This is a genomic window from Bradyrhizobium sp. I1.14.4 (genome assembly GCF_050435825.1).
Lineage (GTDB): Bacteria > Pseudomonadota > Alphaproteobacteria > Rhizobiales > Xanthobacteraceae > Bradyrhizobium.
Genome location: NZ_JBNDLA010000022.1, coordinates 52,522 through 66,869, shown reverse-complemented (window position 1 = coordinate 66,869; position 14,348 = coordinate 52,522). Strand labels below are relative to the sequence as shown.

Annotated in this window: 13 protein-coding genes; 9 read left to right on the top strand and 4 right to left on the bottom strand. The window is 64.0% G+C overall.

Annotated elements, in window-relative coordinates; all coding sequences use genetic code 11:
- Window positions 1–59: 59 nt before the first annotated feature.
- Complete coding sequence (locus ABIB78_RS30525; RefSeq protein WP_429031323.1) at window positions 60–1,226, bottom strand: HlyD family secretion protein; 1,167 nt, start codon at window positions 1,224–1,226, stop codon at window positions 60–62.
- Window positions 1,219–1,698 (bottom strand): MarR family winged helix-turn-helix transcriptional regulator, encoded by a 480-nt coding sequence (locus ABIB78_RS30520; RefSeq protein ID WP_429031321.1) that lies wholly within the window; start codon window positions 1,696–1,698, stop codon window positions 1,219–1,221. Before ABIB78_RS30520 ends, ABIB78_RS30525 begins: the two co-directional genes overlap by 8 nt.
- A 166-nt stretch (window positions 1,699–1,864) precedes the next feature.
- Between ABIB78_RS30520 and ABIB78_RS30515 the strand changes: the two genes are divergently transcribed.
- Together ABIB78_RS30515 and ABIB78_RS30510 are read left to right on the top strand one after the other, a co-directional pair.
- On the top strand, window positions 1,865–2,353 hold the full coding sequence (locus tag ABIB78_RS30515) for a Fur family transcriptional regulator (RefSeq protein WP_429031405.1): 489 nt from the start codon (window positions 1,865–1,867) through the stop codon (window positions 2,351–2,353).
- A 233-nt stretch (window positions 2,354–2,586) separates the two neighbouring features.
- The gene (locus tag ABIB78_RS30510) at window positions 2,587–3,543 is read left to right on the top strand and encodes a DMT family transporter (RefSeq protein ID WP_429031319.1); all 957 of its coding nucleotides are present in this window, start codon (window positions 2,587–2,589) and stop codon (window positions 3,541–3,543) included.
- A gap of 231 nt (window positions 3,544–3,774) precedes the next feature.
- Here ABIB78_RS30510 and ABIB78_RS30505 read toward each other — a convergent pair whose 3' ends face one another.
- A complete protein-coding gene (locus ABIB78_RS30505) occupies window positions 3,775–5,037 on the bottom strand; it encodes a DUF805 domain-containing protein (protein ID WP_429031318.1) in 1,263 nt (420 codons plus the stop codon).
- A gap of 184 nt (window positions 5,038–5,221) precedes the next feature.
- Between ABIB78_RS30505 and ABIB78_RS30500 the strand changes: the two genes are divergently transcribed.
- Window positions 5,222–5,410 carry a hypothetical protein gene (locus tag ABIB78_RS30500; protein ID WP_429031316.1) on the top strand — a complete coding sequence of 63 codons (189 nt, stop codon included), beginning with the start codon at window positions 5,222–5,224 and terminating at the stop codon, window positions 5,408–5,410.
- Between the two features lie 714 nt (window positions 5,411–6,124).
- Here the strand turns inward: ABIB78_RS30500 and ABIB78_RS30495 are convergent.
- Entirely contained in the window at window positions 6,125–7,000 is an 876-nt protein-coding gene (locus tag ABIB78_RS30495) for a sulfurtransferase (RefSeq protein ID WP_429031315.1), read from the bottom strand.
- Between the two features lie 259 nt (window positions 7,001–7,259).
- On the opposite strand from ABIB78_RS30495, the gene ispG reads away from it, so the two are divergent.
- From ispG to ABIB78_RS30465, 6 genes are all read left to right on the top strand, one after another.
- Window positions 7,260–8,549, top strand: coding sequence for a flavodoxin-dependent (E)-4-hydroxy-3-methylbut-2-enyl-diphosphate synthase (gene ispG, locus ABIB78_RS30490; protein ID WP_429031313.1), 1,290 nt, complete (start codon window positions 7,260–7,262; stop codon window positions 8,547–8,549).
- Between the two features lie 78 nt (window positions 8,550–8,627).
- Window positions 8,628–9,521 carry a TauD/TfdA dioxygenase family protein gene (locus ABIB78_RS30485; protein ID WP_429031311.1) on the top strand — a complete coding sequence of 298 codons (894 nt, stop codon included), beginning with the start codon at window positions 8,628–8,630 and terminating at the stop codon, window positions 9,519–9,521.
- Between the two features lie 157 nt (window positions 9,522–9,678).
- Window positions 9,679–11,898 (top strand): hypothetical protein, encoded by a 2,220-nt coding sequence (locus tag ABIB78_RS30480; protein ID WP_429031307.1) that lies wholly within the window; start codon window positions 9,679–9,681, stop codon window positions 11,896–11,898.
- A gap of 62 nt (window positions 11,899–11,960) precedes the next feature.
- Window positions 11,961–13,007 (top strand): TAXI family TRAP transporter solute-binding subunit, encoded by a 1,047-nt coding sequence (locus tag ABIB78_RS30475; protein ID WP_429031306.1) that lies wholly within the window; start codon window positions 11,961–11,963, stop codon window positions 13,005–13,007.
- Complete coding sequence (locus tag ABIB78_RS30470; RefSeq protein WP_429031304.1) at window positions 13,004–13,627, top strand: hypothetical protein; 624 nt, start codon at window positions 13,004–13,006, stop codon at window positions 13,625–13,627. The genes ABIB78_RS30475 and ABIB78_RS30470 overlap by 4 nt, the downstream gene beginning before the upstream one ends.
- A gap of 38 nt (window positions 13,628–13,665) precedes the next feature.
- Entirely contained in the window at window positions 13,666–14,265 is a 600-nt protein-coding gene (locus ABIB78_RS30465; protein WP_429031302.1) for a hypothetical protein, read from the top strand.
- Window positions 14,266–14,348: the final 83 nt, after the last annotated feature.

Genomic DNA, 14,348 nt, shown 5'->3' with positions numbered 1-14,348 from the left:
AGCCGGGCGATGACAGCGGAATGTGTGAAGCAGGCGCGCATATATCGACATCACCGTCGTCAATCCTGGTGTGCCGAGGCCGGCGCCAGGCCGAGCAGGCCGGCCAGCGTGCGGCGGTGGTTGGTGTCGATCGTCGCGTAGACGCTCATGCCGGCCTTCAGCTTCTTCACGAACGGATCGTTCTCGTCGAAGTAGATGCGCACCGGCACCCGCTGCACCACCTTGACGAAGTTGCCGGTGGCGTTCTGCGGCGGCAGGATCGCGAACTGTGCACCGGTGCCGGGCGACAGCGAGCCGATCTTGCCCTTGAACGCGTGGTTCGGGAAGGCGTCGACGTCGAGCTCAACCGGCTGGCCGACCGCGACATAGGTGAAGTCGCTTTCCTTCGGGTTGGCATCGACCCAGGGGTGGTCGACGTCAATCACGGAAAACACCGGCGCGCCCGCGGCGACGAAGCGGCCGAGCTGGATCTGGTCGACCTGGGTCGCAACGCCGTCCATCGGCGCGCGCAGCACGGTGTGATCGAGATTGCGCTGCGCGTCGTCGAGCTTGGCCTTGGCCTGGGCATAGGGCGGGAACCGCTCGATCGGCAGGTCGACATCGCCGAGCAACTGCGTCTTGTCCTTGGAGATCTGCTGCTTGATGTATTGCGCCAGACTCTCGGCCGTCACTTGCGCGTTGGCCGCGTTGTCGAGGTCGAGCTGCGAGCCGAAATTCTGCTTGGCAAGCGTCGACTTGCGGTCGACGTCGCGCTTCTTCAATTCGATGCTCTGCTGCGCGAACTCCAGCATCTTGGTGTTGATCTTGATGTTGTCGACCAGGTTGTCATAGGTGGTCCTGGTCTGGTCGAGCGCGGCCTTGGCCTGCGCGACTGCAAGACGGAACGGCACCGGATCGATCTCGAACAGCTCGTCGCCCTTCCTGACGTGCTGGCCTTCCTTCACAACGATCTTGTCGATCTTGCCGGAGATTTCCGGTGTGATCAGCACCTTCTGCGCGCCGACATAGGCGTCGTCGGTGCCGACATAGCGGCCGCCATTGAGATAGAACACGATGCCGCCGATCACCGCCACCATCGGCAACACGACGAGCAGCAGCGTGCGGCGATAGCGCCGCAGGCCTGCCATCAGGCGACGGCGCGGCGCACGGCTGGCCTTGCCCGACGGCGCGGGCGCTTCCGGATTGCTCTTCTGCTCGGGGGCCAGCTTGAGGACCGGTTCAGCCATAGCGTTGTTCCTTTCGGGAGGGTTCGCCGGCTGGGCTTTGGATGGCATTGCGAACGTTTTCCTTGATCGATTCCAGTTGAGTGAGCAGGCGATGCGCATCATTGGGGCTGATGCCCTCGAGCGCGGTCGCGGTGAGTTCGGAGCGCAGGCCGGCCAGCTTCCCGAGCAGCGGGCGCGCGGCCTTCTTCAGATAGAGGCGGTTGACGCGGCGGTCGTTCTCGTCGCTGCGGCGTTCGATCCAGCCATTGTCGCAGAGCTTGTCGATCAGCCGCGTCAGCGTGATCGGCTGTATCTCGAGCAGCTCGGCGAGCTCGGTCTGCTTCAATCCTTCCTGGCGTTCCACCTTGGACAGGACGGCCCATTGCGCGCGGGTGATGCCGTAGCGTGCGGCCTCCTTGTCGGCATAGACGCGGATCAGCCGGAACAATTCGCCCAGCGTAAACATGAAGTTCGCGTCCACGGAACCACGCATCGATCCTGCCTCCATAAGCTTTGGCTATAATAAGCTTGCTTATGAATTCTGCATGCCGGGTTAACGGAGGGCTGCCCCGCATTGCGCACATGGCTGCAAGGCGGCGACGTACTGGGCTTTCGGCCGGGCTATGGGAACCGGCGCAGAAATGCTACATATCCAAGCAATGAGCCTGGCCAAGCCGACATTTCCTGCCCCCGATCACGATCACGGCCGCTGCGCCGCGGACGCGATGGCGCATGCCGAGCAGGTGTGTGCGCGCCGCGGGCAGAAATTCACCCCGATCCGGCGTCAGGTGCTGCAGGCGCTGCTGTCGAGCCATCGCCCGCTCGGCGCCTATGAGGTGATCGACGAGCTGGCCAAGACGATGCCGCGACCGGCGCCGATTACCGTCTACCGTGCGCTCGACTTCCTGATGGAGAACGGCCTCGTGCACCGTATCGAGAGCCGCAACGCCTTTCTCGCCTGCGCGCACGACCATGACGAGACCTCGGTGGTGGCGTTCCTGATCTGTGACCATTGCGGCTCGGTCGGCGAGATCCCCGCCGCACCCGTCGCGCAAAGCCTGACCGCGGCGGCGCGGGCGTCGGGGTTCATCCCGAAGCTGTCGGTGGTCGAGATCGCCGGCACCTGTGCGCATTGCCAGAAGACGTGATGGTTGGTGCGATTGATGGGAACGATCACCGCGAAGATGGTGCGCCCCCTCTCCCGCTTGCGGGGGAGGGCTGGGGTGGGGGTTTTTCCGCGAGTCGTTCTGTGGCGAGAGCCCCCACCCGCATCGCATCTTCGATGCGATGCGACCTCCCCCGCAGGCGGGAGAGGTGAGGCAACAACGAACGCCTGAGCCCCAAAACAACAACACGGCACCAAGCCGGCCCGCGAGGAAACATGTCGACCCAAGCAATCTCCGCCAGCGTCACGAGGCCCGTCAGCGTCGGCCACGGGCTGCCGCCCGGCGCCATCGCATTGATGCTGATGCTGTGCGTGAGCTGGGGCTTCAATCAGCTTGCGGTCAAGCTCGCGCTGCCCGACGTGCCGCCGATGCTGCAGGCGATGATCCGCTCCTCAGGCGCGCTGCCGGTGATGCTGATCGTCGGCTGGCTGCGCGGCGTCAAATTCTTCGAGCGTGACGGCACGCTGCTGCCGGGCGTGATCGCCGGGCTGATGTTCGGCTGCGAGTTCGTGCTGATCTTCTCCGGGCTGGTCTTCACCTCGGCATCGCGCGCCTCGGTCTTCCTCTACACCGCGCCGTTTTTCGTCGCGCTCGGCTCGCACCAATTCCTCGGCGAGCGCCTCTCTACCGTGCAGTGGAGCGGGCTCGCGTTGAGTTTTGCCGGCGTCGCGCTCGCGATCGGCGTGCCGCAGCCGAATGTCGATGCCACGGTGCTGCTCGGCGACCTCATGGTGGTCGGCGGCGGCGCGTTGTGGGCCGCGACCACGCTGGTCGCCAAGGGCACCGGCCTGCGCAGGGCCGCGCCGGAAAAGGCGCTCGGCTACCAGGTCGCGATCTCGATCCCGATTCTCGGCTTCGCCGCCTGGATCGCGGGCGAGCGCATCGAACATGTGCCGAGCGCGCTGTCGATTTCGCTGCTCGCTTATCAGGCGGTCTGGGTCGTGGGCTGCACCTTCGTGATCTGGTTTGCGATGGTGAAGACCTATTCGGCGAGCAAGCTGTCGGCCTTCACCTTCGTCACGCCGCTGTTCGGCGTGGTCGCGGCCTATTTCGTCATGCACGACACGCTGACCCCGGTGTTCGGCGTCGCCGCGCTGCTGGTGATCGCAGGGCTTTATCTGGTCAACAAGCCCGATCCGAAAGTGACGCCGGACCCGAACGTTCCGGCGTGAAGTCGAGATACCGCAGGCGGAGGCGGGGCGCTGAACCGAAAAGGACCGTCACATGGACGGTCCTTTTCTGCCGGTTGAAGTAGGCCTGTAAAAACCCAAACGTGAAAAATACTCTGCAAATTACCGTCGTGCCGGCAGGGATTGTATTACGACCGTCCTGGCTCGCCAGGAATCCGGATCAGTACGGTGTTCCGGCACGGAACTGGCGCGGACGGTTAATGCCGCAACTCGCTACATCATCCGCTCATGCATCTCGAAATCGACATAGACCGCCGGGTGATGCAGTCCGCGGTCGGACAGCATCTTCGCGCTGCCGGCGCCGAGATTGGTGACGTCAAGTGAAGTGCCGAGCCCATCCCGGTAGAGGATCGGCTGATAGCCCTTGATGATTCTCTGGCCGAACGCCGGGTAGGTCGGCGGGCCATCGGAGAACGCGTGGCGGAACGCCTGGTAGAGGGTCGACGAGCGCAATGTCTCCATCGCCGCCCGCTCATGCCGTTCGGCAAGGCAGAGCCGTATCCTGAAATAGGTGTTGTAGTCTTGGCGCTGCTTCTCGATCGCGATGAACGCATCCGCTCCGTCGAGTGTGTAGTAGGCCGCCGTTCGATGCTGCTTCGGCGTGGTCGTTTCGGCCGCCTGCAACTGCGCTCTCTCCTGCTGCAGGAGGCTGTCGACGTCGATTGGTCCGGCCTGCTTGCGGAGGTCGGGCGCGTGCTTGCTCACGACGCCGACGCTTGCCCGATGGTTCAGGTCGATCGTGGGGCCGCCGTCCGCCACGACGCGCCAGCCGGCGGCTTCAAGTCGAGCCCCGGCCCCTGACAACAGCGCGTCGAAGGGTGGTGAGGAGATGCCGTGCCCGTAACGCGCGCAGAGATCGACGACGATCCCGCACGCGGCAGTGACGCCAGGGTCGGCCTTGTCTGCGACGGCCTGCGTCCCGCCATCCGGCGGGATGGCGAATACGGCCATGACGGCTTTGGAGAAACCGGAGACCTTGCGCTCCGCCTCTTGCCTCGCGACTACGGCCGCATCAGGCGGAACGGTCCCCGATGAACCGGCGCCGGCCCCCGATGGCGCCGTCGAAGCGGTCGGCTGGCTTCGCCTTGCGAGTGCGGACAGGAAGCAGAAACCAGAGAAGGCAAAGGCACAGGTCGTCGGGATGGCGGCGATCAGGCCGTACGGCACGTGAACGCCAAACCAGGCCTCGACGCGATCCTGGATCGCGGCAAAGAAGTAGAAGATGGCGAACGGCGCGACCGCAAAGAACGCCGCGAGCCCAGTGGTCAGGCCGCTGTCGTGGAAGCGCCGGGCCGTCACCGCCAACAGCGGCAGCGCCATCGCAATGGCGACGTAGATCGCGGTGTCGAACTGATGTGCCGCGAGCAGAACCAGCAGGCAAAAGCCGAGGAACCACCAGAACTCGGCGCGCGACGCCCGGCCGCTGAAGTCGGCGAATTTCCTGAAGCAGGTGGCGATCGACGCGGTGGCTTGCATGACCATCTCCGGGCAGACGGCGGCAGCCTAGCGGCGACGATTGACGTTTCTCTATTGCCTTCAGGCGCAATTGCAACAAGCCGGTCAGAGGTGACGAGCCCGGACGGTGTTGATCTACGTCAACATCGCCACTAACATTCCATGAAGTCTCTCATGCGAGGGATGATGCCTTGGAGGCGTGCTGATGCCAATCGATGCCACCGATGCAATTGAAGCCGGAATCCGGTCGGCGTTCACCGCATATTCCAGAGAGGATGATCCGGATTGGCGGAGTGCGTGCTGGATCAAGCCGGATGAGTGCTCCCACCTGGCAAGGAGCATCTTGAAGGAATTGGCGGCCCGAGGTTTCGAGATCGTCAAGACGTCCGCTTGATTGCCCGCGCCGGCGCACTCGCTGCGCCCAGCCTGCGACAAAACAGCCCGACGGGCAACTCAGTAAAACCTGTCAATCCCCGACGATCAAATATTTCGGTTTATCGGAATTGCAACTCGGTGTATGGTTCGCCCGTCTCACCCGATCGAGGGGCGCTGCGCATCGTCACGGGTGTTGCGGTGAGATGCGGTGGACGCTGCGTGTGCGACTGACGAGAGCACGCAAGGCGGACGGTGAAGTCGTGTGGTCCTGACGCCCTAGTGGCCGGTGTCCTCTCGCAAAACGCGAAAGCGTTTTTGCGAAGGCGGTGACAAAAAAGCCCAGTCTCGCCGGGGAGAGCACGAAATAAGCCGTAACCCATCGCGCAGGGAAAGCCGGGTTGTTCCCGGTTACACCTGTGGTCCTACCTCCGGTGCTTTTTGTTGCACCGGACCCATGGGTGCGATCGGCACCCGGCTTTCCCTGCGCCCTCTGCTTTCAGAGCGGCGAAGATTGATGAAAACCTCGGACGCAATGCGCCGCGAGAATGCGAAGCCATGATTCACAAGTGGCGCAACAAACTCGCTGTCGTCCCTGCGAAAGCAGGGACCCAACCACAAATGCCGATTGTTGAACGATGCTGGAACGACGAGCGCGTCACACAACATCCGCCGCGGCGTATGGGTCCCTGCTTTCGCAGGGACGACGAGTGGAGAGAATCGCGCGTGTGTCCCACTACCCCGTCTCAATCGGCAGCGACGCATCCTTCGCCCATTCCCCCATCGAGCCGTCATAGAGTGTGAGATTGTCGTAGCCGAGCCGATGCAGCTGGAACAGGTCGATGGTCGCGGAGATGCCGCCGCCGCAATAGGCGACGACGCGCTTGTCCCTGGTGATGCCTTGCGCGGCGAAGGTTGTTTCGGCCTCCGCCAGCGGCACGAACGTCTTGCCCTTGGGATCGATCAAGGTTGCGGCCGGCACGCTGACACTGCCAGGGATGCGGCCGGGCCTGCCGTAACGGCTTGGCTCCAACCCCCTGTAGAACTGCGGGCCGAGCGCATTGACGATGACGGTGTCGCGCTCCGTGGTCGCGGCAAGCACGTCATGCTTGCCGACGAACATTCCGTCCTTCGGCCGTGCCGTGAAGTTCGCCGGCGGATAGCCGCCGGCCAGCCCGGTCTCGATGTCGCGTCCCTCGGCGGTCCATTTGTCGATGCCGCCATCCAGCACCGCGGCACCGTCAAAGCCCAGCGAATGCAGCATCCACCAGAACCGCGTCGCCCACATCGCGGTGCCGATCGAGTAGAGCACCACGCGGCTGTTGGCCGAGATGCCGTGGCGGCCGAACGCGGCCTCGAGCTGCGCGACCGGAGGCATCATGAAGCGCAGCTCGGTATGGGGATCGGAGAATTCGGCCTGCAAGTCGAGGAAGTTCGCGCCGGGGATATGGCCGGCCTCGAACGTCTGGCGGCCCGAGACGACAATATAGGGAACGTTGATTCCGGCGGGGGCCGGCTCCAGATAGGTCGTGCAGTCGAACAGGCGAAGATCCGGCCGGGTCAGGATCTCGGCAAGTTCCGCCGTGGTGATCAGCTCGTTCCGCGCAGCCATTTCACGCCCTCCCGGCAATTTCTTAAGCGGATGCTAAGATGCTCCAGGTCACATGAAAAGCTGTCACTTTGCCCTTTGATTCACCCCAATCCGGTCCAATATAGCTGGGCATGCAGGACGCCGCTGCATAGCTTGCGTTTGGCCTCAATCGGCGCCATAAGCTGTTGAATTCACTCCGAAAGATGACCGTTTGGCCCGCCATGCGCGAGGCCCATCGCCCCCTTGGTGAATGTCACCAAAACCTGATATTCGAGACGCCATGAACAAGCCCGAGATTTTGCCGCAAGACGACGTCGCCGGCCCCGCGCCGCGGCACCAAACCACGCAGGTCATGGTCGGCAACGTCGCCGTCGGCGGCGGCGCGCCGATCGTCGTGCAATCGATGACCAACACCGATACCGCCGACGTCGATGGCACCATCGCCCAGGTTGCCGCGCTCTCGCGCGCCGGCTCCGAGATGGTGCGCATCACCGTCGACCGCGAGGAAGCCGCTGCCGCTGTCCCGCACATCCGTGACGGCCTGCGCAAGATGGGCATCACCACGCCTTTGATCGGTGATTTCCATTATATCGGCCACAAGCTGCTCGCCGAGTATCCTGATTGCGCCGAGGCGCTCGACAAGTACCGCATCAATCCCGGCAATGTCGGCTTCAAGAACAAGCGCGACACCCAGTTCGCCGACATCATCGAGATCGCCAACAAGAACGACAAGCCGGTGCGCATCGGCGCCAATTGGGGCTCGCTCGACCAGGAGCTGCTCACCAAGCTGATGGACGAGAATACGGCCTCGTCGAATCCGCGCGACGCCCGCGCGGTGACCCGCGAGGCGATGGTGCAGTCGGCATTGCTGTCTGCGGCGCGCGCCCAAGAGCTCGGCATGCCCAAGAACAGGATCATCCTGTCGGCGAAGGTGTCCGCCGTGCAGGATCTGATCGCGGTCTACCAGGAAGTCGTGCGCCGCTCGGATTACGCGATCCATCTCGGCCTCACCGAGGCCGGCATGGGTTCGAAGGGCATCGTGGCCTCCTCGGCCGCGCTCGGCATTCTCCTGCAGCAGGGCATCGGCGACACCATCCGCATCTCGCTGACGCCGGAGCCCGGCGGCGATCGCACGCTGGAAGTGCAGGTCGCGCAGGAATTGCTGCAGACCATGGGCTTCCGCACCTTCGTGCCGCTGGTTGCGGCCTGTCCGGGCTGCGGCCGCACCACCTCGACCACGTTCCAGGAGCTGGCGCGCTCGATCCAGGATTTCATCCGCGACGAGATGCCGGCCTGGAAGACCAAATATCCGGGCGTCGAGCAGCTCAACGTCGCCGTGATGGGCTGCATCGTCAACGGCCCCGGCGAATCCAAGCACGCCAATATCGGCATCTCGCTGCCCGGCACCGGCGAGGCGCCGGCCGCACCGGTGTTCGTCGACGGCAAGAAGTTCCGCACCCTGCGCGGTCCCGGCATCGCCGCTGACTTCAAGGCGCTGGTGATCGACTATATCGACCAGCGTTACGGCAGCGGCGCCAAGCTGCCGGAGCCGGCGGGCGCTGCGGAGTAGTAATGTCATGACCCGGATTGCGCTTGGCGTCATCCGGGTTACCATGCCTCCCAATCAAGAACGATTGGGAGAACGCCCATGAGCTCGTTGTCCGGCAAGCAAGGCCCGCGCTACCGGCACCTCGCCGACTCCACCGAACCCTATGAGACCATCGGCGTCGAGAAGCTGACCCCGATCATCGGTGCGGAAATCTCCGGCGTCGATATCGGCAAATTGGTTGGCGACGATGCGCGCTCCAACCGCCAGATGGACGAGATCCATCGCGCGCTCGCCGAAAACCTCGTCATCTTCTTCCGCGACCAGCACATCAGCCCGCAACAGCATCTCGCCTTCGGCCGCAAGTTCGGCGAGCTGCATGTGCACCCCGCCGCGCCGAATGAGGGCGATCCGGCGCTGATGAAGATCCATGCCGACAAGGACTCACCGCGCGCAAATGGCGAAGGCTGGCACACCGACGTGTCCTGCGATCTCGAGCCGCCGATGGGCTCGATCCTCTACATCAAGCAGTGCCCGCCGCGCGGCGGCGACACGCTATTCGCCAGCATGTATGCGGCCTACGAGGCGCTGTCGGACCGCATGAAGGCCTATCTCGACGGGCTGACCGCGCTGCATGACGGCGAGCAGACCTATCGTGGGCTCTATGCCAACTACGGCGTCGCCGACAAACGGGAATATCCCCGGGCCGAACATCCCGTGGTCCGAACCCATCCGGTGACCGGCAAGAAATCGCTCTACGTCAATCGCGGCTTCACCCGCTTCATCGTCGGCATCCCGCGCGACGAGAGCGATGCCGTGCTGGCCTATCTCTACCAGCATGCGGAGAACCCGCTGTTCCAGTGCCGCTTCCGCTGGAGCGAGAACGCGATCGCCTTCTGGGACAACCGCTGCGCCCAGCACCGCGCGATGTGGGATTACTGGCCGCACACCCGCTCCGGCACCCGCGTGACCGTCAAGGGCGAACGGCCGGTGTGAGTGCAGCGCTTGCACTGCGCTGTCGCGCCGACCGCGGCTGAGCTGGATGCTTCAGCTTGGCCCAAAGCGACGCGGTTAACAGGGGTAATCCTTGCGGGTCATAGTATCCGTGAGCCGGTGAGCCCTATGATGCCGCATCAGAATTGGCGATACCGCCATGCGGCAGGTGATACCGAACGCGCGGAGACATGAGACAATCGTCATTCGCAACGATGGCGGGAACCCGACTTGTGAAAATGCCGGCGGGCCCGTCAAATCGGGTCGAGTGCCATTTGTTCCGCGGACGATGCGTCCGGCGGCTCCCCTCTGGTTCGCAGCAACCCTTGTGCTGATCTGTCTCTCGGATGCACCGGGTTCCGGTGGCGGAGCGCACGCGCAGTCCAGTGGCCTCGCTGGTCCAGCCAAAGAACAAGCGCAAAGCGCGGAAGCGCTCGCCGGCGAACTCGCGACAGCGCGGCGAGATATTGAATTGCTGCAGAGCTTGCTGACCAGGGAACGCGAGGAGTCGGTTCAGGTCGAGAATGCCCTGCAGAGCGAAGCCGAAAAATTGAGAAAATCGCTGAAGGACGTGTCGCAAGGTGGCGTGGCGGACTTGCAGAGATCGTTGCGCGAGGAGCGTGGGCGGACCGCGCAGCGGGAACAGGAGCTGGCGGCGGCTCGTCTCGATGTGGACAAGCTGGCTGCGCTGCTGGTCAAGGCAAACGACGAGACGGCGAAGCTGAAGCAGGCTTCGCGAGACGGCGTGGTGGACTTGCAGAAGCCTCTGGAGCAGGAGCACGAGCGGGCCGCGCGATTGGAGCAGGATCTTGCGGCGGCGCGTCGTGATGCGGAAACGCAAGCCGCGCTGGCAGCCAAGGCAGGCGATGAAGCGGCCCGGCTGAAGCAGGCCTCGCAAAGCGGCGCAGCGGATTGGCAGAAATCGCTCGAGAAGGAGCATGGGCGGACCGTGCGATTGGAGCAGGACCTTGCAGCGGCGCGTCGTGATGCGGAAACGCAAGCCGCGCTGGCGGCCAAGGCAGGCGATGAAGCGGCCCGGCTGAAGCAGGCCTCGCAAAGCGGTGCAGCGGACCTGCAGAAGTCGCTGGCGCAGGAGCACGAGCGGGCTGCGCGATTGGAGCAGGATCTCGCGGCGGCTCGTCGTGACGTGGAAACGCAATCAGCACTGACGGCCAACGCGAGCGATGAAGCGACCCGGCTGAAGGCGGCCTCGCAAAGCGGTGCAGCGGACCTGCAGAAGTCGCTGGCGCAGGAGCACGAGCGGGCCGCGCGATTGGAGCAGGACCTCGCGGCGGCGCGTCGCGATGTGGAAACGCAAGCCGCGCTGGCGGCCAAGGCAGGCGATGAGGCGGCCCGGCTGAAGCAGACCTCGCAAAGCGGCGCGGCGGACCTGCAGAAGTCGCTGGTGCAGGAGCATGAGCGGGCGGCGCAATTGGAACTCGACCTCGCGGCGGCGCGTCGTGACGTGGAAATGCAAACGGCAGCGTCGGTCAAGGCACGCGATGAACTCGCCAAGCTGAAGCTGACAACGGAAGCTGGCGCCGCGGAACAGCGCCGATCGATGCAGAAGGAGCGCGAGAGGGGCGATGCGCTGGCGCAGGAGCTCTCGACAGCGCGCAGCAAAGTCTACGCATACGAGGCTCAGGCGGCCAAAGCCGGCGACGAGGCCGCACAGCACAACAAGGCGGAGTCAAGCGATACCGCCGAGTTGCGACAATCGCTCCAGCGAGAGCGGCAGCGCGCTGAACAACTGGCTCGTGATCTTGCAACGAAGAGCCGCGAACTCGATGAGCAGGCCGGGCGGGCAGCCGCAGCGAATGTGCAAGCCGTCGGGACGAAGCAAGCCGTCGAGCAGGCTGTGGCTGAGCAGCGCAGCCTGTTGCAGCGGGAACGTGGCAAGACCGAGCAGTTGGAGCGCGATCTTGCGTCGGCGCGCCGCGACATCGGTGCGCTCGCCGCGAAAGTGCCGCCCGTCGCGTCTCAGGTGGCCACCACCGGCAACGCCGGCCGGTCCTTGCAGGACGAGCCGGCAGCCGCAACGGTCGAATCAATCGAGGACCGGGCCGCGGCGACGCGAATAGCGGGCAATGTCGAGGCCGCCCCTGACGACGGTGCGCAAGAGGCGAGACTGATGGCGCGCGCGACCTTGCTGCTTGAACAGGGAGACATCGGTGGTGCGCGGATCGTGCTGGAACGCGTCGCCGAGACGGGCAGCGCCCAGGCAAGCTTCGTGCTCGCGGAAACCTACGATCCGATGACCCTCTCGACCTGGGGAACGCATGGAACGCGCGGCGATGCGACCAAGGCACGCGATCTCTACGCGAAGGCTGAGGCCGGTGGAATCAAGGAGGCAAAGGCGCGATTCGAGGCGCTGCGTTGATCGAACCATCTTTGCAGCAAGGACGAACGCGCTGACGGCATGTCGTGCAAAGGAGCTCGCCGATGAAAAGGTTTACCGGATTGCGCCCGCTATTTCTGCTTGCGGCCCTGGTGTCGTTGCTCGTCGCGCCGCAGCCGCCCGCGGCGGATGCGCGGCCGCAGCATGATCGGCCTCAGAAGGCTCGCCTGATCCGGGCCGAACCGTCCCAGCCCAGGCCCGAAGTTCTGGCCATGAATGCCTGGATCGTGGGCCTCGCTGGCGGCCTTCTCGAGGGCGCGCCGATCCGCCTGGCCGCGGAGATGGCCCGCGTGACCGATGACGGCGATAATCTGCACGTTCTGCCGGTGGTGACGCGAGGAGCCGTGGAGAATCTGAACTCGCTGCTGTATTTGCGCGGCATCGACGCGGCGATCATCAATTCCGACGCACTCGAGGAATACAAGAGTCAGGTACCGGACATCCAGCGACGGATCGCCTATGTCCTGAATCTGTTTCCGTCCGAGCTGCATATCTTCGTTCGGCCGGAGATTCAGAGTCTGAACGACCTCGCCGGCAAGAAGGTGAACTTCAACAACCAGGGTACGGCCGCAGCCTATTCAGGCCCGCTGATCTTCAGTCGCCTCGGCATAGAGGTCGAGAAGACGTTCATTCCGCACCAGGTTGCGCTCGAGCAGATGCGGAAAGGCGAAATGGCGGCCGTCGTCTTCATTACATCGAAGCCGGTCGACGCGTTTGTGAAAGGCCGATTTGAAGCGGGCTTCAAGTTCCTGCCAGTCCCGTATGACAGGAAGTTCGAGGACTATTATCTGCCGGCAGCTCTCGAGGCAGCCGATTACCCAAATCTGATCAAGCCGGGTGATCGCGTCGCCACGATCGCCGTGCCGACCGCTCTCGTTGCCTTCAACTGGCCGGCCAACACCAACCGCTTCGAGCGTGTTGCACGTTTCGTCGATCATCTGTTCTCGCGTATCGACAGGCTGCAAGCACCGGGCTTCGACCCGAAGTGGAAATCGATCAACCTCGGAGCGACGGTGCCTGGTCTTACGCGCTTCCCTGCCGCACAGGCGTGGCTCGATCGTCAGTCGTACACGACACGGGCATCGCAATGACGAGGCTCACCGTCCCGCTGCTTGCCGCAACCGCCGCCATCAACGGCGTTGCCCTCGCGGAAGGGATGGAAAATCCCATGGCACAGCTGCGCGCCTGTTCCCAGCTGCAACGTGAAGCGCGTCTGGAGTGCCTCGACAAGCTGTCGCACGCCACTGCGCCGACCCGCCGCGAAGCGTCGAGAGCCGATAATTGGACGATCAGCGAGACGACGTCTCCCGTCGATTATTCGCCGATCGCCACCGCGACGACATACGATTCTGTGGAAGCGTCGATGAAGCTGTCGATCCGGTGTCGCGGCGGGCGGACCGAATTGTCCTTCGCGGGGCCCGCTATCTCGGGGCGCGGCGACGGCTATACGATTTCCTATCGCATCAACGGCGGTCAGCCGGCGCAGGTCGCCGCAACTATGCCGTCGTTTGGTTCCGGTGTCGCCGTCGCCGGCGATGCCGTTCGCTTGTTGCAATCACTTCCCGAGAACGCGGTCCTTGTTGTCCACCTCTCACCCGGTGCCGGGGCTGCTCATGACGCAACATTCTCGCTCGCGGGGTTGGACGCGATGCGCGCGAGGATGGCCGCGATCTGCAAATGGCCGCTCGCCGTCGCAAGGCCCGGCAATTGAAAAGTGTGTTCGCCGATTTTTCGAGATGGAGATGCTTGATGCGCTATTTTGAATCTGTTGCGAAGTTTATTGCGATGGGTGCCATCGCTGTGCTGGCTTCCACGTCATTGGCGGTGGCCGGGCAAGGTGGAAAGTACTGGGTGCCGGCCGCGCAATCCTCGCCTGACCCGGCGAGCGACGCTCGGAAACCTGAAGCGCCGCGAGCCACGGCAGAAATGCGCAAGCGCTCCGCGTTTGCGCGCATGCACAATCCGGCGGCGCCGAAAGGAAAGGAGCATCATCTGGTCCTGCAGGTGAACACCAATGATCCTGCCGCCATGAATCTCACGCTCAACAACGCAACGAACGTGGCCGAATATTACAAGGGCCTCGGCGAAAAGGTGAGCATCGAGGTGGTCACGTTCGGCCCTGGCCTGCACATGCTCCGCGAGGATACGTCGCCGGTGAGGGCCCGCATCGAGGAAATGGCCCTCAGTTCACCCGAGGTGTCGTTCAAGGCCTGCGGCAACACCCAGGAGAAGATGCAGAAGTCCGAGAACAAGTCCATACCGATCATCAAGCAGGCGGAAGTCGTGAAGTCCGGTGTCGTGCGCGTGATGGAACTGCAGGAGAAGGGGTGGGCGTACGTGAAGCCGTGAGCTGCAGGGCCAGCCTGCCTTGAACTCTTTCGCGGCGGTGCGGACCGGCTGGCGCGGAAATGGGCGCAAATCCATCGGCGCGC

Coding starts and splice junctions, on each gene's coding strand:
- ABIB78_RS30510 (WP_429031319.1), top strand. CDS start 2,587: ATGTCGACCCAAGCAATCTCCGCCAGCGTCACGAGGCCCGTCAGCGTC.
- ABIB78_RS30470 (WP_429031304.1), top strand. CDS start 13,004: ATGACGAGGCTCACCGTCCCGCTGCTTGCCGCAACCGCCGCCATCAAC.
- ABIB78_RS30515 (WP_429031405.1), top strand. CDS start 1,865: ATGAGCCTGGCCAAGCCGACATTTCCTGCCCCCGATCACGATCACGGC.
- ABIB78_RS30500 (WP_429031316.1), top strand. CDS start 5,222: ATGCCAATCGATGCCACCGATGCAATTGAAGCCGGAATCCGGTCGGCG.
- ABIB78_RS30520 (WP_429031321.1), bottom strand. CDS start 1,698: ATGCGTGGTTCCGTGGACGCGAACTTCATGTTTACGCTGGGCGAATTG.
- ABIB78_RS30475 (WP_429031306.1), top strand. CDS start 11,961: ATGAAAAGGTTTACCGGATTGCGCCCGCTATTTCTGCTTGCGGCCCTG.
- ABIB78_RS30525 (WP_429031323.1), bottom strand. CDS start 1,226: ATGGCTGAACCGGTCCTCAAGCTGGCCCCCGAGCAGAAGAGCAATCCG.
- ABIB78_RS30485 (WP_429031311.1), top strand. CDS start 8,628: ATGAGCTCGTTGTCCGGCAAGCAAGGCCCGCGCTACCGGCACCTCGCC.
- ABIB78_RS30495 (WP_429031315.1), bottom strand. CDS start 7,000: ATGGCTGCGCGGAACGAGCTGATCACCACGGCGGAACTTGCCGAGATC.
- ABIB78_RS30465 (WP_429031302.1), top strand. CDS start 13,666: ATGCGCTATTTTGAATCTGTTGCGAAGTTTATTGCGATGGGTGCCATC.
- ABIB78_RS30505 (WP_429031318.1), bottom strand. CDS start 5,037: ATGCAAGCCACCGCGTCGATCGCCACCTGCTTCAGGAAATTCGCCGAC.
- ispG (WP_429031313.1), top strand. CDS start 7,260: ATGAACAAGCCCGAGATTTTGCCGCAAGACGACGTCGCCGGCCCCGCG.
- ABIB78_RS30480 (WP_429031307.1), top strand. CDS start 9,679: ATGCGGCAGGTGATACCGAACGCGCGGAGACATGAGACAATCGTCATT.